At 57.8% G+C, this 19,067-nt stretch carries 21 protein-coding genes and 1 tRNA gene; 9 read left to right on the forward strand and 13 right to left on the reverse strand.

All coding sequences use genetic code 11. From position 1 onward, the window contains the following. The first annotated feature begins 245 nt into the window (after positions 1 to 245). Positions 246 to 1,397, forward strand: coding sequence for a cyclopropane fatty acyl phospholipid synthase (gene cfa, locus ACJ8PN_RS01185; protein WP_015376906.1), 1,152 nt, complete (start codon positions 246 to 248; stop codon positions 1,395 to 1,397). A gap of 111 nt (positions 1,398 to 1,508) precedes the next feature. Here cfa and ACJ8PN_RS01190 read toward each other — a convergent pair whose 3' ends face one another. From ACJ8PN_RS01190 to tesA, 3 genes are all read right to left on the reverse strand, one after another. After that, positions 1,509 to 2,363: a co-chaperone YbbN gene (locus ACJ8PN_RS01190; RefSeq protein ID WP_171453454.1), complete on the reverse strand. Its 855-nt coding sequence runs from the start codon at positions 2,361 to 2,363 to the stop codon at positions 1,509 to 1,511. A 77-nt stretch (positions 2,364 to 2,440) separates the two neighbouring features. Then, positions 2,441 to 3,217 (reverse strand): SDR family oxidoreductase, encoded by a 777-nt coding sequence (locus ACJ8PN_RS01195; protein ID WP_004940195.1) that lies wholly within the window; start codon positions 3,215 to 3,217, stop codon positions 2,441 to 2,443. Between the two features lie 26 nt (positions 3,218 to 3,243). Then, positions 3,244 to 3,882 carry a multifunctional acyl-CoA thioesterase I/protease I/lysophospholipase L1 gene (gene tesA, locus ACJ8PN_RS01200; RefSeq protein ID WP_161545168.1) on the reverse strand — a complete coding sequence of 213 codons (639 nt, stop codon included), beginning with the start codon at positions 3,880 to 3,882 and terminating at the stop codon, positions 3,244 to 3,246. Between tesA and ybbA the strand changes: the two genes are divergently transcribed. Both ybbA and ybbP read left to right on the forward strand, forming a co-directional pair. Then, on the forward strand, positions 3,853 to 4,539 hold the full coding sequence (gene ybbA / locus ACJ8PN_RS01205) for a putative ABC transporter ATP-binding protein YbbA (protein ID WP_004940192.1): 687 nt from the start codon (positions 3,853 to 3,855) through the stop codon (positions 4,537 to 4,539). The genes tesA and ybbA overlap by 30 nt on opposite strands. Beyond that, positions 4,536 to 6,968 (forward strand): putative ABC transporter permease subunit YbbP, encoded by a 2,433-nt coding sequence (ybbP, locus tag ACJ8PN_RS01210; protein ID WP_442534540.1) that lies wholly within the window; start codon positions 4,536 to 4,538, stop codon positions 6,966 to 6,968. The genes ybbA and ybbP overlap by 4 nt, the downstream gene beginning before the upstream one ends. Positions 6,969 to 7,037: 69 nt before the next feature. Here the strand turns inward: ybbP and purK are convergent, their stop codons facing one another. From purK to ppiB, 4 genes are all read right to left on the reverse strand, one after another. After that, entirely contained in the window at positions 7,038 to 8,105 is a 1,068-nt protein-coding gene (purK, locus tag ACJ8PN_RS01215; RefSeq protein WP_171453456.1) for a 5-(carboxyamino)imidazole ribonucleotide synthase, read from the reverse strand. Then, positions 8,102 to 8,626, reverse strand: a complete 525-nt coding sequence (purE, locus tag ACJ8PN_RS01220) for a 5-(carboxyamino)imidazole ribonucleotide mutase (protein ID WP_004940188.1) — start codon at positions 8,624 to 8,626, stop codon at positions 8,102 to 8,104. Before purE ends, purK begins: the two co-directional genes overlap by 4 nt. 149 nt (positions 8,627 to 8,775) lie before the next feature. Continuing rightward, positions 8,776 to 9,498 (reverse strand): UDP-2,3-diacylglucosamine diphosphatase, encoded by a 723-nt coding sequence (locus ACJ8PN_RS01225; protein ID WP_015376912.1) that lies wholly within the window; start codon positions 9,496 to 9,498, stop codon positions 8,776 to 8,778. A gap of 10 nt (positions 9,499 to 9,508) precedes the next feature. Further along, positions 9,509 to 10,003 carry a peptidylprolyl isomerase B gene (ppiB, locus tag ACJ8PN_RS01230; protein WP_442534541.1) on the reverse strand — a complete coding sequence of 165 codons (495 nt, stop codon included), beginning with the start codon at positions 10,001 to 10,003 and terminating at the stop codon, positions 9,509 to 9,511. A 309-nt stretch (positions 10,004 to 10,312) separates the two neighbouring features. On the opposite strand from ppiB, the gene cysS reads away from it, so the two are divergent. Further along, positions 10,313 to 11,698, forward strand: a complete 1,386-nt coding sequence (cysS, locus tag ACJ8PN_RS01235; RefSeq protein ID WP_048322372.1) for a cysteine--tRNA ligase — start codon at positions 10,313 to 10,315, stop codon at positions 11,696 to 11,698. A 60-nt stretch (positions 11,699 to 11,758) separates the two neighbouring features. On the opposite strand, the gene ybcJ is transcribed toward cysS, so the two are convergent. After that, positions 11,759 to 11,971, reverse strand: a complete 213-nt coding sequence (gene ybcJ, locus ACJ8PN_RS01240; protein ID WP_015376914.1) for a ribosome-associated protein YbcJ — start codon at positions 11,969 to 11,971, stop codon at positions 11,759 to 11,761. Between the two features lie 10 nt (positions 11,972 to 11,981). Further along, positions 11,982 to 12,848: a bifunctional methylenetetrahydrofolate dehydrogenase/methenyltetrahydrofolate cyclohydrolase FolD gene (gene folD / locus ACJ8PN_RS01245; protein ID WP_004940177.1), complete on the reverse strand. Its 867-nt coding sequence runs from the start codon at positions 12,846 to 12,848 to the stop codon at positions 11,982 to 11,984. 205 nt (positions 12,849 to 13,053) lie between these two features. Here folD and ACJ8PN_RS01250 point away from each other — a divergent pair, with 205 nt between their 5' ends. Together ACJ8PN_RS01250 and ACJ8PN_RS01255 are read left to right on the forward strand one after the other, a co-directional pair. Continuing rightward, positions 13,054 to 13,263 carry a hypothetical protein gene (locus tag ACJ8PN_RS01250; protein ID WP_171453459.1) on the forward strand — a complete coding sequence of 70 codons (210 nt, stop codon included), beginning with the start codon at positions 13,054 to 13,056 and terminating at the stop codon, positions 13,261 to 13,263. Between the two features lie 412 nt (positions 13,264 to 13,675). Beyond that, positions 13,676 to 13,752 (forward strand) — tRNA-Arg (locus tag ACJ8PN_RS01255). Positions 13,753 to 14,089: 337 nt separating this feature from the next. On the opposite strand, the gene ACJ8PN_RS01260 is transcribed toward ACJ8PN_RS01255, so the two are convergent. The 4 genes from ACJ8PN_RS01260 to ACJ8PN_RS01275 form a co-directional block, all read right to left on the reverse strand. Next, a complete protein-coding gene (locus ACJ8PN_RS01260; RefSeq protein WP_075201918.1) occupies positions 14,090 to 14,440 on the reverse strand; it encodes a helix-turn-helix domain-containing protein in 351 nt (116 codons plus the stop codon). Between the two features lie 143 nt (positions 14,441 to 14,583). Further along, a complete protein-coding gene (locus tag ACJ8PN_RS01265) occupies positions 14,584 to 14,988 on the reverse strand; it encodes a hypothetical protein (RefSeq protein ID WP_442534542.1) in 405 nt (134 codons plus the stop codon). Positions 14,989 to 15,285: 297 nt separating this feature from the next. Beyond that, on the reverse strand, positions 15,286 to 15,816 hold the full coding sequence (locus ACJ8PN_RS01270; protein ID WP_442534543.1) for a nuclear transport factor 2 family protein: 531 nt from the start codon (positions 15,814 to 15,816) through the stop codon (positions 15,286 to 15,288). 187 nt (positions 15,817 to 16,003) lie between these two features. After that, complete coding sequence (locus ACJ8PN_RS01275; protein ID WP_033634142.1) at positions 16,004 to 16,636, reverse strand: hydrolase; 633 nt, start codon at positions 16,634 to 16,636, stop codon at positions 16,004 to 16,006. 420 nt (positions 16,637 to 17,056) lie between these two features. Here ACJ8PN_RS01275 and ACJ8PN_RS01280 point away from each other — a divergent pair, with 420 nt between their 5' ends. From ACJ8PN_RS01280 to ACJ8PN_RS01290, 3 genes are all read left to right on the forward strand, one after another. Continuing rightward, positions 17,057 to 17,626, forward strand: coding sequence for an NADPH-dependent FMN reductase (locus tag ACJ8PN_RS01280; protein ID WP_171453461.1), 570 nt, complete (start codon positions 17,057 to 17,059; stop codon positions 17,624 to 17,626). 178 nt (positions 17,627 to 17,804) lie between these two features. Next, complete coding sequence (locus ACJ8PN_RS01285; protein WP_099982416.1) at positions 17,805 to 18,722, forward strand: LysR family transcriptional regulator; 918 nt, start codon at positions 17,805 to 17,807, stop codon at positions 18,720 to 18,722. Positions 18,723 to 18,881: 159 nt separating this feature from the next. Next, positions 18,882 to 19,025 (forward strand): hypothetical protein, encoded by a 144-nt coding sequence (locus tag ACJ8PN_RS01290; protein ID WP_015376917.1) that lies wholly within the window; start codon positions 18,882 to 18,884, stop codon positions 19,023 to 19,025. Positions 19,026 to 19,067 lie beyond the last annotated feature (42 nt).

Below are 19,067 nucleotides of genomic sequence, written 5' to 3' on the forward strand. Positions count from 1 at the left end.
GGGCGTTGGTGATTCCGCCATAAGCGGAACCGCTGTTCCGAACAGGGAGAAAAACGTTATTGAAATAAGTCTGGCACAGTTGGCAGATAAGTATGCCTAAATGGCATGATTTCAATAATTTTTATTCATTTCATGATGTTGCTCGCCTTGGCTAGAGTAAAAACACCCCCGTGTTTACCGTCAAAAATTTGTCATTTTTATTTGCGACTATGCTTTTTGAAATGACATTTCGGCCAAGGATTGTTATGGATTCGCTCAGTGTTGATGAACTCGCCCAGAAGAAAGACCGCTGGTATCGCATTGTAGAGGAGATGCTGGCTGAAGCCGGCGTCGCCATCAACGGCCCGCGCGCCTGGGATATCCGGGTGCATAACCCGGCGCTGTTCAAACGCATTTTGCAGGAAGGCTCGCTCGGCTTCGGCGAGAGCTATATGGACGGCTGGTGGGAATGCGAACGGCTGGACATGCTGTTTACCCGCATTCTGCAGGCCGGCGTCGATGAGCGGCTGCCGAAAAGCCTGAGCGACATCGCGCGCATCGCCTATGCCCGGCTGTTCAACCGCCAATCGCGCAAGCGCGCCTGGCAGGTGGGCAAAGAGCATTACGACATCGGCAACGACCTGTTCCGGGCGATGCTCGATCCTTACATGCAATACTCCTGCGGCTACTGGAAAGAAGCGCAGACGCTGGAGCAGGCGCAGCAGGCCAAGCTCAGGATGATCTGCGAGAAGCTGCAGCTGAAACCGGGCATGACGCTGCTGGATATCGGCTGCGGCTGGGGCGGGTTGGCGCAGTTTGCGGCGCAAAACTACGGCGTCTCGGTGCACGGCGTGACCATTTCAGCCGAGCAGCAGAAGCTGGCGCAGGCACGCTGCGCCGGGCTGGACGTCGAGATCTTGCTGCAGGATTACCGCGATCTGGATCGTCAGTTCGATCGCATCGTGTCGGTCGGCATGTTCGAGCACGTCGGGCCGAAAAACTACGAGACCTACTTCAGCGTCGCGGCGCGCAACCTGAAGCCCGATGGCCTGTTCTTGCTGCACACCATCGGTTCCAATCAAACCGACCTTAACGTCGACGCCTGGATAGACAAATACATCTTCCCCAACGGCTGCCTGCCTTCGGTGCGGCATATCGCCGAGGCCAGCGAAGGGCGTTTCGTGATGGAGGATTGGCACAACTTCGGCGCCGATTACGATCGCACGCTGATGGCCTGGCTGGAGAATTTCAAACGGGCGTGGCCGGAATTGGCGGGCGGTTATTCCGAGCGCTTCGAGCGCATGTTCACTTATTACCTGAACGCCTGCGCCGGCGCGTTCCGTTCGCGCAACATTCAGCTGTGGCAGGTGTTGTTCAGCCCGGCGGGCGTGGAGGGCGGGGTGCGGGTCTATCGCTAGTCCCCGTCATATCTCAAGCTGGCTGCACGTTCGAGCCCTGGTCACTTAGTTATCTAAGCTCCCAGGGCTTCTCACATTTGCCGCCTGGATGCAGCTTCAAGTATGACGGTATCAGTACAGCAGGGAGTACAGCTGGCGGCGATATTTAGCGGCCAGCGCGTCGCCGGTGCCGAGTGCGGCCAGAATGTCCATCAGGGTCTTGCGCGCGCTGCCGTTGGCGGCGGCCAGATCTTTCTTCAGATGCCCCATCAGCAGTTCCAGCGCTTCTTCGTTACGCCCGACCTGATGCAGTTGCAGCGCCAGCTGCACCGCCAGCTCGACGTTGTCCGGCTCTTGCTGCACCTGCTGTTGCAGCTGCTGGATTTCCGGCGTGTCCGCTGCCTGCTTCAACAGTTCAATCTGCGCCACCAGGCCCTGATAGCGCGTATCGCGATCCTGCAGCGGGATGGTCGCCAGCACCGCTTCGGCATCTTCGCTGCGGCTGAGGGCGATCTGCGTTTCGGCCAGCGTCAGGCCGATGTCGCTGCGCTGCTGGCTGCTCTGCCAGGCGTCTTTCAGCAGCGGCAGCGCTTCGGCGGCGTTGCCGGCGGCCAGCAGCTCCTGCGCCTGCGCCAGTTTCAGATCTTCTTCCTTTGGCAGGAAACGCTGCAGCAGGTCACGGATCGCTTCTTCCGGCTGCGGGCCCTGGAAGCCGTCGACCGGCTGGCCGTCTTTAAACAGGTAGACCGTCGGAATGGAACGCAGCCCGAACTGGGAGGCGATCATCTGTTCGGCGTCGCAGTCCACCTTGGCCAGAATGAACTGACCGGCGTATTCCGCCGCCAGCTTGTCCAGCACCGGCGTGAGCTGCAGGCAGTGTTGGCTGCGCTCGGACCAGAAGTAGAACAGCACCGGAATGGACATCGACTGTTCCAGCGTCTGGTGCAGGTTAGTTTCGTTAATATCAACAACAGCTTGAGCTAGCATCTTTTTTCTCTCTGATCGTGCGGAGCCATGGGGTGTAAATGGGGGCGCGCCGCCATTCTTCAACCCCGTCGGGCGAATTAAGCGTTGCTGCGCAGCAGCCAATCCAGACAGCGGCCCGGCAAAATGCGGCGCAGCACGCTCATCGCGTGCGCCAGCAGGGTGACCGGATAGCGCAGTTTGGCGCGTGGGCTTTCCAGCGCGTGGCGCAGTTTGGGCAGAATGGCCTCCGGCGGCAGCGTCAGGCGCTTGGCGATGCCGGGGTTGTGCACCGGCTTATCGCTCTGCGCCTGGTTGACGTTCTGGCTAAAGTGGGTGGAGATCGGCCCCGGTTCGATCAGGCTGACCTGAATGCCGCTGCCGTGCAGCTCCATGCGCAGCGCGTCCGACCAGGCTTCCAGCGCGAACTTGCTGGCGGCGTAGGCGCCGCGCCCGGCGCTGGAGACCAGACCCATTACCGAGCTGGTCTGAATAATACGCCCTTCGCCGTGCGGTAACATCGCCGGCAACAGCAGCTGGGTCAGTTGGTGGGTGCCGAACAGGTTGGTGGCGAACTGCCGCTCCAGCTGGCTGCGCGAAATGCGGCTGAGCGGGCCGTAAACGCCGAACCCCCCGTTATTGAACAGGCCGTACAGGCGGCCGTCGGTCAGCGCGATCACCTCGGCGGCGGCGCGCTCGACGCTGGCGCTGTCGTCCAGATCCAGCTCGATGCCTTCCAGCCCGAGCTGGCGCATGTTTTCCACGTCCTGCGGCTTACGGCAGGCGGCCAGCACCCGGTAGCCGCGGTTGCGCAGATCCTGCGCCGCAATCAATCCAATCCCGCTGGAACAGCCGGTTATCAATACCGCTTTTTGCATAACTTTACCTAGTGTACGACCCTAATTTAGTGAGACTCATGCTTTACTAGCGGTTCCAGGCGCTCCGCCATCCAGGTGGCGATAAACGGCTGAGCGTCCCCATTGGGGTGCAATCCGTCATCCTGCATCCATTCCGGCTTCACCACCACCTGTTCCATATAGAACGGCAGCAGCGGAATGTTGAACTGCTTGGCCAGCGCCGGGTAGACGGCGCTGAACGCCTCGGTGTAGCGGCGGCCGTAGTTAGGCGGGATGCGGATCTGCATCAGCAGCGGCTGCGCGCCGGCCTGCTGTACCCGCGTGATGATTTGGCCGAGATCGCGCTGTACGTCCTGCGCCGGGAAGCCGCGCAGGCCGTCGTTGGCGCCCAGCTCGATCAGCACCCAGCGCGGCTGATGCTGTTTCAGTAGCGCGGGCAGACGCGCCAGCCCCTGTGCGGCGGTGTCGCCGCTGATGCTGGCGTTGACCAGCTGCGGCGCACCCGGTTTTTTCTGCCACTGTTCGGCCAACAGCGTCGGCCACGCCCGCTCGATCGGCAGGCGGTAACCGGCGCTTAAACTGTCGCCTAAAATCAACAAGGTATCGGCGGCGGCAGCGCGTAAACTGAATAATCCCAACAGCAAAAGGAAGGGAAGATGCCAGCGGAAAACGTTCTTGAAGTTCATCATCTTAGTAAACACGTTGGTCAGGGTGAGCATCAGCTCACCATCCTTACCGGAGTCGAGCTGCTTGTCAAACCCGCGCAGACGATCGCCCTGATCGGCGAATCCGGATCGGGGAAATCGACCTTGCTGGGCATTTTGGCCGGGCTGGATGACGGCAGCGAAGGCGAGGTGCGTTTGCTCGGCGAGTCGCTGACCGCGTTGGACGAAGAGGGCCGCGCCGCGCTGCGCGCCAGGAACGTCGGCTTTGTGTTTCAGTCGTTCATGTTGGTGCCGACGCTGAACGCGCTGGAGAACGTGCAGCTGCCGGCGCTGCTGCGCGGCGAGAGCGACAGGCAGAGTCGCGAGCAGGCGGTGCAGTTACTGGAACAGCTGGGGCTGGGGAAACGGCTCGATCACCTGCCGGCGCAGCTGTCCGGCGGCGAGCAGCAGCGCGTGGCGCTGGCGCGCGCCTTCAGCGGCCGGCCGCGGGTGCTGTTCGCCGATGAACCGACCGGCAACCTCGATCGTCAGACCGGCGATCGCATCGCCGACCTGCTGTTCTCTCTCAACCGCGATTTTGACACCACCCTGATCCTGGTGACCCATGACGAAACCCTGGCGGCGCGCTGCCAGCGGCGGCTGCGGCTGCGTGAAGGCAAGCTGTGGGAGGAAGCATGATCTGGCGCTGGTTCTGGCGCGAATGGCGCTCGCCGTCGCTGCTGATCGTGTGGCTGGCGCTGACGCTCTCCGTCGCCTGCGTGCTGGCGCTGGGCAGCATCAGCGATCGCATGGACAAAGGGCTCAGCCAGCAGAGCCGCGATTTTATCGCCGGCGATCGGGTGCTGCGCAGCGCGCATCCGGTGCCGGAAGGCTGGCTATTGGACGCGCAGCAGCAGGGGCTGACGGTGAGCCGTCAGCTGTCGTTCACCACCATGACCTATGCCGGCGATCGGCCGCAGCTGGCGGACGTGAAAGCCACCGATCTGGTCTATCCGCTGTACGGCAAGCTGGAAACGCGCCCGGCCAACATCAAGCCTGAACCGGGCAGCGTGCTGGTGGCGCCGCGCTTGCTGGCGCTGCTGAACGTGAAAGTCGGGGATTCGCTCGAGGTGGGCGACACCACGCTGCGCATCGCCGGTGAAATCATTCAGGAGCCGGACGCCGGCTTCAATCCGTTCCAGACCGCGCCGCGCATCATGATCAACCTGGCGGACGTCGATAAGACCGGCGCGGTGCAGCCGGGCAGTCGCCTGACCTATCGTTATATGTTCGCCGGTGCGGAGCCGGATATTCAGCGTTACGAGGAACGGCTGGCGCCGCAGTTGACGCCGGATCAGCGCTGGTTCGGGCTGCAGGAGTCCGGCAGCGCGCTCGGCAAGTCGCTGCAGCGATCCCAACAGTTCCTGCTGCTGTCGGCGCTGCTGACGCTGCTGTTGTCGATCGCCGCCGTGGCGGTGGCGATGAGCCACTATTGCCGCAGCCGTTACGATCTGATCGCGGTGCTGAAAACCCTCGGCGCCGGGCGTGGCGCGCTGCGTAAATTGATCGTCGGCCAGTGGCTGGCGGTGATGGCGCTGGCGGCGGCGTGCGGCGGGGCGATCGGGCTGGCGTTTGAAGCGCTGCTGATCCGCCTGCTGAAGCCGGTATTACCGGCTGCGTTGCCTGCCGCCGGCGCCTGGCCGTGGCTGTGGGCGCTCGGTGCGCTGGTGCTGATCTCGCTGCTGGTCGGGCTGCGGCCGTATCGCCAGCTGCTGGCCACCCAGCCGCTGCGGGTGCTGCGCCGCGACGTGACGGCCAACGTCTGGCCGCTGCGCTACTTCTTGCCGGTGACGGCGGCGATCGTGGTGGCGCTGTTGGTGGCGCTGATGGGGGCCAGCACGCTGCTGTGGGCGATCCTGGCTGGCATGGCGGTGCTGGCGCTGCTGCTGGGCGGCATTGGCTGGGGCAGCCTGCTGTTGCTGCGCCGCATCACGCTCAAGAGCCTGGCGCTGCGGCTGGCGGTCAACCGCCTGCTGCACCAGCCGTGGGTGACCATCAGCCAACTGGCGGCGTTTTCGCTATCGTTTATGCTGCTGGCGCTGCTGTTGGTGCTGCGCGGCGATCTGCTCGAACGCTGGCAGCAACAGCTGCCGCCGGACAGCCCGAACTATTTCCTGCTCAACATGACCGAGGCACAGCTGCCGCAGGTGAAAACCTTCCTGCAGCAGCACCAGATCAAGCCGGAAACCTATTATCCGATCGTCCGGGTGCGCCTGACCGAGATAAACCAGCAGCTGGCGACCGAGCGGGTGCATGAAGACGATCCGGGCGGCGAGGCGGTGAACCGCGAGCTGAACCTGACCTGGTTGGCCGATCTGCCGGATCACAATCCGCTGGTGGCGGGCAATTGGCCGCCGAAAACCGGTGAGGTTTCAATGGATGAAGGCATCGCCGGGCGGCTGAAGATCAAGCTGGGCGATACGCTGACCTTCAGCGGCGATACCCAGGCGTTCAGCGCCAAAGTCACCAGCCTGCGCCAGGTGGATTGGGAAAGCCTGAAGCCGAACTTTTACTTTATCTTCCCGCCGGGCGCATTGGACGGCCAGCCGCAGACCTGGCTCACCAGCTTCCGCTACGACGGTGACGGCCAGATGCTGACCCAGCTCAATCGTCAGTTCCCGACGCTCAGCCTGCTGGACATCGGCGCGATCCTGAAACAGGTCGGCGGCGTGCTGCAACAGGTCAGCCGCGCGCTGGAAGTCATGGTGGTGCTGGTAGTGCTGTGCGGCGGCCTGCTGCTGCTGGCGCAGGTGCAGGTCGGCATGCGTCAGCGGCGGCAGGAGTTGGTGGTGTACCGCACGCTGGGCGCCGGCAAGCGGCTGCTGCGCCGCACGCTGTGGTGCGAGTTTGCTCTGCTGGGGTTGGTGGCGGGCATCGCGGCGGCGGTGGGCGCCGAGGCGGCACTGTGGCTATTGCAGAGCCGGGTGTTTGACTTCCCGTGGACGCCGACGCCGGTGCTGTGGTGGGCGCTGCCGCTGGCCAGCGCGCTGCTGCTGTCGCTGTGCGGCGGCTGGCTGGGCGTGCGCCTGCTGCGCGGCAAGGCGCTGTTCCGCAGTTATGAGGGGTGATGTTGGCTTAGCTCGATGAAAAAGGGGTTAGCTTAAGGCTAACCCCTTTTGCTTTCGGCGGCGTGCGCTTTAGGCCAGCTTCTGCTGTGCCCAGGCCAGCCCGCTTTGGTACTCGCCCGGCAGCAGCGGCGCCAGCGCCTGCAGCGCCTGGCGCAGATCGGCGGCACTCGGGTCGTTCAGATTGAGGTGGCCGACCTTGCGGCCCGGGCGCACTTCTTTCTCATACCAGTGCAGATGCACCAGCGGCAGCGACAGCCACTGTTCGTTGACGGCGGTACCGATCAGGTTGACCATCACCGACGGTGTGCTCACCACCGGCTGCGGCAGCGGCAGGCCGAGGATGGCGCGCAGATGCAGTTCGAACTGACTGATGGACGCGCCGTTTTGCGTCCAGTGGCCGCTGTTGTGCACGCGCGGCGCCAGTTCGTTGATCAGCAGCCGATCGCCGACGATAAAGCACTCCATCGCCATCACGCCGACATAGTTCAGCTCGTTCAGGATCGCCGCCAGCATCTGCTCGGCCTGTTGCTGCAGCGCCGGGTTGGGCTGCGGCAGTGCCACGCTGGTGCGCAGGATGCCGTCTTCATGCAGGTTGTGGGTCAGCGGGTAGAATACCGAACGGCCGTCGTGGCCGCGCGCGCCCACCAGCGACACTTCACCGGAGAAATTGATGCCTTGCTCGACGATGCACTCGCCATAAGCGTCGGCCGGCAGCTCGTTTTCCTGCCCCGGGCGCAAGCGCCACTGGCCGCGGCCGTCATAACCGCCGACCCGGCGTTTGACGATCGCCAGCTCGCCCAGCGCAGCGAATACCTGCGGCCATTCGGCGGCGCTCGCCAGCAGCTGCCACGGCGCGGTCGCCAGGCCGAGCTGGTCGAGCAGCTGTTTTTGCGTCAGGCGATCCGCCAGACGCGGAAAGATGTCGCGGTTAACGAAGGCGCTGTGGGTCGCCAGCTCGCGCGTCAGCGCGGTTTCCGGCCAGCGTTCGATCTCGGCGGTAATGACGCTGTTCTGATACGGCACCGCCTCAGGTTCGGCATCGATGCCGACAGGGTAGACGGCGATGCCCAGCGGTTCGCCGGCCTGGCGCAGCATGCGCCCCAGCTGGCCGTTGCCCAGTACGCAAACCGGCTTCATGCGTCCTCCCGCGGATCGGGGTGGTTCAAAACGTCTTCAGTCTGCGCCTGACGCCAGTCCGCCAAACGCTGCGCCAGCGCGGCGTCGTGCAGCGCCAGGATCTGCATCGCCAGCAGCCCGGCGTTGGCGGCGCCGGCTTTGCCGATCGCCAGCGTGCCCACCGGAATGCCGCGCGGCATCTGCACGATGGAGTAGAGGCTGTCTACGCCGCTCAGCGCGGCGCTTTGCACCGGCACACCCAGCACCGGCACCAGCGTTTTCGCCGCCAGCATGCCCGGCAGATGCGCGGCACCGCCGGCACCGGCGATGATCACGTCAAAGCCGTTGGCGGCAGCCTGCTCGGCGAAGCTGAACAGCTTGTCCGGCGTGCGGTGAGCGGAAACGACTTCGACATGGAAGGGGACATCGAGCTGGGTCAGGACTTCGGCGGCGAACTGCATGGTGGCCCAGTCACTTTTCGATCCCATTACAATTGCGATTTTAGCCCCGGCATTGGCGGCTGAAGCGGCGTTGGCTCCCATGGGTGTAAGGCTCCTGTGATTTGTCTGGCGTCGGCTGAAGGCCGAATGAGGGCGTAGAGCATACCATGAGCGCACGGCGAGGAAAACGGTTGCGTCGCCGGTTTTCACCGGCGAAAGCGCGAATTTTCACTCGCGCGCCTGCGCGGAACTCAGAATGGGAATTGGATCAGCTCGACGGCGTCGGCGCTGACTTTGATCATCGATCCTTCGACGTGCCAGGCACCCAGCACCGCGCGATGGGCTTCGCCGTTGCTCAACGCCAGCCGATGCACCGCCGGGCGATGGGTATGGCCGTGGATCATCCAGTGCACGTCGTGGCGCAGCATCGTTTGCTCGACCGCCTGTGGGTTGACGTCCATGATGGCTTCCGACTTGTACTGGTTGGATTGCTGGCTGCGAGCGCGCATGTTGGCGGCGATCTTCAGTCGCCAGCGCAGCGGCAGCGCGAGGAACAATTTTTGAATCAGCGGGTTGTGCACTTTACGGCGGAATTGCTGATAGGCTTGATCGTCGGTGCACAGGGTGTCGCCGTGCAGGATCAGGATCCTGCGGCCGTACAGCTCTAGCACTTTTTCTTCCGGCAGCAGCTGCATACCGCTGGCGCGGGCGAAGCGCTTACCGAGCAGAAAATCGCGGTTGCCGTGGATGAAATAGCAGGGCACGCCGGCCTGTTGCAGCGCTTTCAGCGCCGCGGCGATCTCCGCGTGCAGCGGCTCGGGATCGTCGTCGCCGATCCAGGCTTCAAACAGGTCGCCGAGGATGTACAGCGCGTCGGCGTGCACCGCTTCGCGCCGTAAAAAACGCAGAAAACCGGCAGTGATTGCCGGTTCCTGTGCGCACAAGTGCAGATCTGCGATGAACAGCGTACTCATGCAGCCGCGATTACTCGCTGAAGGTCACGCTGTTGATGACGACGTCTTCTACCGGTACGTCCTGGTGCATGCCGCTGCGGCCGGTTTTCACGCCTTTGATCTTGTTGACCACGTCCATGCCTTCAACCACTTCAGCGAACACGCAGTAGCCCCAGCCCTGCACGTTTTCGCCGCGGAAGTTCAGGAAGTCGTTGTCGGCCACGTTGATGAAGAACTGTGCGGTGGCGGAGTGCGGATCGTTGGTGCGCGCCATTGCCAGGGTGCCGATGGTGTTTTTCAAACCGTTGTTGGCTTCGTTCTTGATGGTCGCGTTGGTCGCTTTCTGGTTCATGCCCGGCTCGAAACCGCCGCCCTGGATCATGAAGCCGTTGATCACACGGTGGAAGATGGTGTTGTCGTAGAAACCGGCGCGGCAGTAGTTCAGGAAGTTTTCAACGGTAACCGGCGCTTTGTCAGCAAAGGTCTTGATAACGATATCGCCGTGATTGGTGTGGAAAGTAACCATAGTTTTAATCCTAACAAGGTGAAGTGAGACGTCACGTAAAGCGAGTGAACATTCAGACCGCCCTTATAACATATCCGCCCCAGCGAGTCAGCAGCGGCTCAACCGCGCACTGTCTGTGGTAATTGCATTTGTGTTATATTATAACAATTGTGCCGGCCGGCGAATTTCGCCCATTTTATTCGCGTGAAGTCAGCAAAGCTTGGCCTTAACCTTGCAATAGATCAGGCTTCAGGTTTCAATACGCTACCGGGCGTAAAACCTGAAGCCCGGTTATCTTTTTTGTTATCACGCACACCACGGAATCTCCCGATGCTAAAGATTTTTAATACCCTGAGTCGTCAAAAAGAGGAATTCAAACCCATTCATGCCGGGAAAGTGGGCATGTACGTGTGCGGGGTAACCATCTATGACCTGTGTCACATCGGCCACGGTCGTACCTTTGTCGCTTTCGACGTGGTGGCGCGTTATCTGCGCTATCTCGGCTATTCGCTGAACTACGTGCGCAACGTCACCGACGTAGACGACAAAATCATTCGCCGCGCGGCGGAAAATCATGAGACCTGCGATCAACTGACCGAACGCATGCTGGCGGAAATGCATGCCGACTTCGACGCGTTGCTGATCGATCGCCCGGACAGCGAACCGCGCGCGACCCAGCACATCGCCGAGATCATCGAGATCACGCAGCGCCTTATCGATCGCGATCACGCCTATGTGGCCAGCAACGGCGACGTGATGTTCTCCATCGACAGCGATCCGCAGTACGGCCTGCTGTCGCGCCAGGATCTTGAGCAGCTGCAGGCCGGCGCGCGCGTGGAGATCGACGACGTGAAGCGCAACCCGATGGACTTCGTGCTGTGGAAAATGTCCAAGCCGGGCGAGCCGAGCTGGCAGTCTCCGTGGGGGCCGGGCCGTCCGGGCTGGCATATCGAATGCTCCGCCATGAACTGCAAACAGCTGGGCACCCACTTCGACATCCACGGCGGCGGTTCCGATCTGATGTTCCCGCACCACGAGAACGAGATCGCGCAGTCGAGCTGCGCCCACGACGGCCCGTACGTCAATTACTGGATGCACTCCGGCATGGTGATGATCGACAAAGAGAAGATGTCCAAATCGCTCGATAACTTCTTCACCATCCGCGACGTGCTCGGCCATTACGATGCGGAGACGGTGCGTTACTTCCTGATGTCCGGGCACTATCGCAGCCAGCTGAACTACAGCGAAGAGAACCTTAAGCAGGCGCGCACCGCGCTGGAGCGCCTCTATACCGCGCTGCGCGGCACCGACGCCGATGCCGCGCCGGCCGGCGGCGAAGCGTTCGAAGCCCGCTTCCGCGAAGCGATGGACGACGACTTCAACACTCCGGAGGCCTACTCGGCGCTGTTCGATCTGGCGCGCGAAGTTAACCGTCTGAAGAGTGAAGACATGGCGGCGGCCAACGGCATGGCGGCGGAGCTGCGCAAGCTGGCGAAAGTGCTCGGCCTGCTGCAGCAGGAGCCGGAGCAGTTCCTGCAAGGGGGCGCACAGGTTGACGACGGCGAAGTGGCGGAGATCGAAGCGCTGATCAAACAGCGTAACGAAGCACGTGCCGCCAAGGACTGGGCGCTGGCGGACGCCGCTCGCGATCGCTTGAACGAGATGAACATCGTGCTGGAAGACGGGCCGCAGGGCACCACCTGGCGCCGTAAGTAAGCCGGCCGAAGTGAAAACAAAAAAGGCGCTGAATTCAGCGCCTTTTTCTATGGCTGCAGGTTAGGGTTTAACCATGACCTTGCCGCCGTTGAACTCCACCACCTGATCGGCGACGATCTTGCAGCGCTTGCGGGTTTCGACCTTGCCGTCGACTTTCACCAGCCCTTCGGCGATGACTTCTTTGGCGGCGCCGCCGCTTTCACACCAGCCCTGGAACTTCAGCAGATCGCACAGTTCGACGTGGGGATGATTGTCCAGATTGAAAATTTCCATACTGCCTTACTTATTTAGGTTGAACGTCGTGATATTCCTCGCAGGCCTGCAAGGTATTTTGGATCAGTGTAGCCACGGTCATCGGGCCAACGCCACCCGGCACCGGGGTGATGTAGGCGGCGCGCTCGCTGGCGGCGTCGAAATCGACATCGCCCACCACTTTACCGCTTTCCAGACGGTTGATGCCGACGTCCACCACGATGGCGCCCGGTTTGATCCAGTCGCCCGGGATGAAGCCCGGTTTGCCGACCGCCACCACCAGCAAATCGGCGTTCTCGACGTGATGACGCAGATTCTTGGTGAAGCGGTGGGTGACGGTGGTGGTGCAGCCGGCCAGTAGCAGCTCCATGCTCATCGGGCGGCCGACGATGTTGGAGGCGCCGACCACCACGGCGTTCAGGCCGTAGGTATCGATGTTATAACGCTCCAGCAGGGTGACGATGCCGCGCGGCGTGCATGGGCGCAGCTTGGGTGCGCGCTGGCACAGGCGGCCGACGTTGTAGGGGTGGAAGCCGTCGACGTCTTTATCCGGATGGATGCGCTCCAGCACCTTGACGTTATCGATGCCGGCCGGCAACGGCAGCTGCACCAGAATGCCGTCGATTTCCTCATCGGCGTTCAGCTGGTCGATCAACGCCAGCAGTTCGGCCTCACTGGTGGCAGCGGGCAGATCGTAGGAGCGGGAAAGGAAGCCGACTTCATCGCAGGCGCGGCGCTTGCTGGCGACGTAAATTTGCGAAGCCGGGTTCTCGCCGACCAGCACAACCGCCAGCCCTGGGGCGCGTTTGCCGGCCGCCAGACGTTGTTTCACTTGCTCAGCCACTTCGTTTCTAACCTGCTGCGCAATCGTTTTACCATCAATAATCTTTGCTGACATCAGTGTGGAAATCCATCAATTAAGAAAAGCGGGGATGCCGCTATTCTGTCAGAAGCTGAGCGCGCTGTCAGGCGCAGAATCACCCTCGCCGCCGTTGGCGAGGCCGATTTACGCTTTTTTTATGCCGGCTTCAGGAACCTCTACGCCATTTTTACCGGCATTTGCATACGCTGGGGCCATACACAGGGCGAAAGAGGGCAGGAGCATGAGAGCGATAACCCGGCTTTATCCGTTGCATCACCAGCCTGGCGAGCAACCGGCGCAGCCTAAACATGTGGGGGAGACGGTGTTCGATTCTTCGCTGCATCCGGCGGACAGTGAGCAACTCACCGCGCTGCATCAGCTCGGCAAGCATGAGGCGGCGCCGTCGTGGCGGGCACGCCTGAATGCGCTGTGGCGGAAGTTATGCGTATGAAGGGCTGCGCCTGGGCAGGCTGCACGCTGTTGCTGGTTTGGGCATCGGGGAGCCAGGCTTCTTTAAACAGCACACGCCCTAACGTTGCATGGGTTGAAAACGTGGCGGCGACTTGCAACACACGGGTGATTGAGCATGCCGATTGGGGGGACATTGCCGCAGTGGTGATGTCTGCTCGCCTCTGCCAGCGGCGGGACAACGGGCGGCAAGGGCGTCAGCACGCGCCGATTTACGTAGGCGCCGGGCTGGCTCAGCGTAACGGCACCCGTTGACGAGAACCCTCGCCGTGCGGGCGCTGGCGGAAAAAACGCCATAAAGCACGGCCGCCGTCGTAACGTCATGAAAAGGCATTGACTCGCTAACCTCTGACCGTATAATCCCAACCCGCAGCCGCAGGTTGCCGCATCTCAATGCGCCCTTAGCTCAGTTGGATAGAGCAACGGCCTTCTAAGCCGTAGGTCATAGGTTCGAATCCTATAGGGCGTGCCATTAACACTTCTCCTGATGTCTACTACAGTCCATAAATTCCCCGTATTTCTGCAAGTTCTCGATTATTCCTATGTCTGCTCGCATTTATTGATAGCACTTCTTATTTTATTGTATTGGGATATTGTTATCAGGTATATGACGTACAGATGTCCTAAATAAGCGACGCGTAGAGAGGCCTAACTCTTATCTCAAGTATGACAAGAATAATGTCAGTATTTTACTTCGTGATTTTTCGACCTGACTCTACTTAGACACCCGATCATTTAGACGAGAGAAGGATTAACTCGGTACACGATATGAATGGGAAGAATTTTCCCATGATGATTAACTTGTTATATTATTTTTTGTCATTGTGCTTCATTTTTATTTTCCCGGGAGAGATGCCATAGCATTTTTTGAAGCTCCTAATAAAGGATTGTTGAGTCTTGAATCCTACAGCACAAGAAACAGCAAATACGGATAATTTTGTTGTAGAAAGCAAGTTATAAGATTTTTTTAATTTTCTTTCAAGAATATAGTCACCAAGGTTTTTTCCCGTATGTTTCTTGAATAACCTTTGAAAGTGCCAGTTTGAATAGCCTGATACCTTGGAAATGTCTGCAAGACTGATGCGATGTTCAAGGTTGTTTTCTATCCAACTCATGATCTCTGTGGTGATTTTTTTTTGAAAGCAAGTATTTTCTTTCATGATATGCCTGAGTCATATTTTCAATTGATTATGCGTTTTTTTAATTGATCTATTTTAAATCTAATTATTGCAATTGAGTTTGTTTTTTAAGGAAGTTGGATTAAAGGGCTTAGCATATGCTGCCCTTTGTGATGTTATCATGCTTAGCGCATTGTTTCTTTATGTGATAAAACAAGTGCGCAGGTTGAAAAAATAAATCCAACCGCCCAAAAAAGAGGCCCTAAGATCCCTGGCCAAATAGGCGTGTAACCAGGGGTTAGAATGTAAATAATAAAGCCAATATCAGTGGCGCTGACAACGGCTAAATTTATCCACCATCCTCTGATGTCATTGCGCCAATTCAATAAAATAGACGTCAAGGCAGCGCAAAGTGCAAAGCAAAATAAATTCCATGCATCTTGTTCTACTCGCCCACTTGCCATTCCTGGTGGCATGCTATCGCCTAATTTATAAACTCCCCAGGCAGCTTGAAAATGTAGAAGAGCCCAGATAAAATAAGCAACAGCCCCCCCTTTGGCGAACCAGGAAGATAAGTCTTTTTTCTGCATTGTCATGATACCTCAAGTTTGTTAATTATCGATCATCAACTGTTGGCGGCATTCCTATTTACCACTCACTGCTTTTTAAAACTCTGGCTGGGTAGTGTAATAAATATATTTTCTTTTGTTGCTAGTGTTTTAAATGTATTATATGAGTCTGGAAGTATGGCTAATTATTTCTGACAAAAATAATCCGATTGAAAAACGTCCTGTGTTCGCTGGTTGTTTTTGATGATGCAATGATGTGACTGAGGATATAGTTTTTAATCAGGTTATATCCTCAATCGTTATATCGCTCTCCCTGTATCAAATTTCCACAGTCGAACCACTGGGATCGGCTTTGATATGGTAGGTTCCACTCTCGCGAAAACTTCGTACTGTGGCGAAGGTATCTTCCATGAACTGTACGAAAGTTAACTTACCGCCCTTGGCGCGAGCCAAAATCGAGAGGGGGGAGGTGACAGTCTTACCCAAAACAGTAGAGCGATAAGTAAAATAACCGAAGACGGCAGCACCGTCGGCATTCTCAAAAGTGTCCTGTAATTCGAATGCCAGTGTAGACCAGTAGGCGTTCACATCCTTGAAGGTCTGGACCAAGCCTTCGGTTCCTGCTGTCGTCCCTGCCCAAGGCATGATGGCTTTTAGTTCCGGATGTTCATAATTGAGTGAAACATAGATGAAATTGTCCGCCGTAAATTGGCGGACATGCTCGAGATCCGCGGTTTTTTTCAGAAGGTCCAGCAGGAGAGCCAAAGGGCTGCTGAACGTGCCCGGTTTCGCGAGGCTAGCAGCCTGCGCTTCTTTTATGTTAGCGGTTTTCTTGTAGACGTTTGACATGGTCTCCCCTTATTCCGGGAACGGCACGCTGAAGTGTGCCGTTCCCTTCAATAATCAATCTTTTGCTAAGACAATTCTCTTGTCTTTTCCAATATGGTGCGCTGAATCGCCGAGTAGGGTTGGCAGGCCGGACAGTGTTGACACGACGGCCAGAGGATTCTTCAACCAGCAATTTGCCAACCGCATTTTAGCCTTTGAAATCTTTCTCTGGATTAAAGCCGTCCCAGTTCTCGAATACGTCCATGAAACCAGGAACGGTCTCTTGGCGAGCCCAGTCTCGCTGCAGCTCGCACCAGAGCTGTGTCTTGGAAATCAGTTTGCCACCCGCTTGTTCGACGCGGCGTAGAGCCAACTCATGAGCCGCTACTGAAGTTCCGCCGATGGCGTCGGCGACGACATAGACCTCGTACCCTTCCCTGAGTGCATCCAGAGCGGGGAAGGCCAGGCAGACTTCGGTCCAGAGTGCCGTCATGATCAACTTCCGCCGTCCAGTTGCCTGCACTGCCTGCTTGAATTCGACGTCTTCCCAGGCATTAACCGTCGTACGATCAATAACGGGGTCATTAGGGAGTAGCGCCATGATCTCTTTAATTGGCGGTTTGTTTAAGCCCGTCGCAATATTTACCGCCGAATGAATAATAGGTACGTTATAATTCTTCACAGCTTTAATGCTATGGGTGATGTTGAAAACCAATTCCTTTTGGTCCATCGAACGGATCGAACTCACCTGAATGGGTTGATAGTCGATCACGATGAACACGCAGTTCTCAGGGGTCAGGAGGTGGTCAGCCTTAGGATCACGGATAGATTCACTGGTCATTAGATAACTCTCTTTCACGTTACAGATTAGGTTAGACTCATCGCAATCGCGATAGGCCAAAGAAGGGATCTCAATATCGCCTTCAATGAAAGCAATCTTAATTGGGGTCATGTAATTGTGAGATATCATGCTAAGTCGATACAGCGGGCCCGACAATCCCAATTCCGGAGAACATATTGTTCTCATTTTTGGGCTGTGAGAGTAGAGCGTAACTTTAGTTGGGTGGGTTTAAGTCCTCGTCATTCACCTCGTCCTATCGCTGCACTTAAATAAGAGAACACAGTGTTCTTTTATTGAGGCTTTCTAATTTTTGTAGAGGAGGTAATGTTTGTCCTTTGTGGGGAGAAAGAACCGTCAGCACAAACGAACATTGTCATCTGCAGTAACGACAGTCATTCCATTGCAAAAAGCGAGTAGATCATGACCCATATCATTGGAATTTCAGGAAGTCTTCGCAGCGCTTCCTTTAACCATTCACTTCTTCAGGCTGCTGTGCAATTGGCACCCGAGAGCGTGACTCTGGATGTTCATCGAATCAATGGGATACCGCTTTATGATGCCGATGTTGAAGTTAAATCTGGCATTCCCGCTTCTGTTGTCGAATTGAAGGAGGCGATCGCGGTAGCCGATGGCGTGCTCCTTGCCACCCCTGAGTACAATAATGGTATTCCAGGGGTATTCAAAAACGCCATTGATTGGGTTTCGCGTCCAGACAGCGATATACGACGCGTTTTCGGCGGAAAACCTTTCGCCTTGATTGGAGCATCGCCGGGGGGATTTGGCACAATCCTATCTCAGGAAGCTTGGCTACCCGTGTTGCGAGCACTTGGAACCCGACCTTGGTTCGGCGGACGGCTTCTCGTTTCCCATGCCAACCAACAATTCGACGTCGATGGCAATCTGACCGACGAGTCGACGCGTCTTCGCTTGGAGGGATTCTTGAGTGGGTTCGTGGAGTTTATTCGTTCGAACGAGCCTTCCATCCGTTAGAGAGCATCGCGCTACCCTGGATCCAGCAGCGCCTGCGCATAATACATTTTTCGGCATCGTCTGACGTGGGGGGCGGAAAGCGTGCGTCTCGATGCCGTTCCTCAAGAGGAATAGCGGTCGCTAAGTGATGCCGTATCATTGTGATTGACATATTTGGAATTGAAAAGGTTGCGGAAGCATGGCCGATCGCTTTGAGGAACTGAAAACTTATATTGCTGTCGTTGAGGCGGGCGGTTTTGCGGCGGCTTCAAAGCGCCTGGCCTTGGCTAAATCTGCGATCAGTCGCCGCATACGAGATTTGGAAATTCGGCTTGGTGCCCCGCTGCTGAACCGGAGCACCCGACAGATCCATCTGACGGACACAGGGCTGAAGTTTTATGAGCAAGCCAAACGCATACTGACTGAGTTGAATGAGGCTGAAAATGCCGTTGGAGGGCGACATAACGATTTACAAGGGCGGTTGCGAATCGCCGCTCCCGTTTCGCTGACTGTACATTGCCTTAGCCGGGTGGTTGGTCAATTTATCGAGGCGAATCCGAATCTGGCACTGGAGTTTGATGCCGACGACAAGATGGTTGACATCATTCGTGATGGATTTGATCTTGCCATCAGGATTTCTAAATTGCGCGACTCTTCCTTGGTAGCCAGACGGATCACAACCATTCGCCATGTCTGTTGCGCGAGCCCGTCTTTGCTAGATCGGTACGGTCGTCCAAATAGAGTGGAAGACTTGGCGGCATTGCCGGGCATTCGCTATAGCAACGTTGAAGAAAGTTATTATTGGCGCTTTGCTGGCGGTCATACGCCAATGGTGAAATCGCGGCTCTGTTTTTCCAACGGTGATGCTGTTCGTGAGGCCGCCGTCGCGGGTTTGGGGATCGCTATGTTGCCCACTTTCATCGCGCATGAGGCGATCAGAAAAGGTGAGCTCGAAGTTGTATTACGTGAGCATATGCGTCCTCCCATTGGTATGTATGCGGTTTTTCCTTCATCACAAAACATGCCTGCGAAAATGCGCGCATTCATTGATTTTTTACTTGCTAATTTCAGTGATGAGCCTTTTTGGGATCGCGATATATTGACCAATGAGAGATGAATCGCTTTGAAAAGAAGGCGTTTACTTGAAAGTCGAATTACTCTAGCCGTTATGCTGCCGTCTCTCTGAATGAGCGCGAGGCTCTCGACCCGCCGCCAATTGAACCTTCGTTTAGTTTGTCGCGCTACAATAGGCGAAAATTTCCCCATGGAGCCTATCGTGCGCAAATCCAGATTCTTTCTCGTGACCTTGCTGTGCCTGTGCGCCGCCGCCGTGCTGTACGTGATGGCATATCGGGCGCTGGGGCATTACCTCAGTGACGGCGAGAAGGCCTACCCGGATATCAGCGTTGAAATTCGCTGAGGGCCGTGCGGCCTGAAGGGGACTGCGCCGACTTTTTCGCAC

It is taken from the genome of Serratia sp. CY76391 (genome assembly GCF_052166695.1).
Lineage (GTDB): Bacteria > Pseudomonadota > Gammaproteobacteria > Enterobacterales > Enterobacteriaceae > Serratia > Serratia nematodiphila.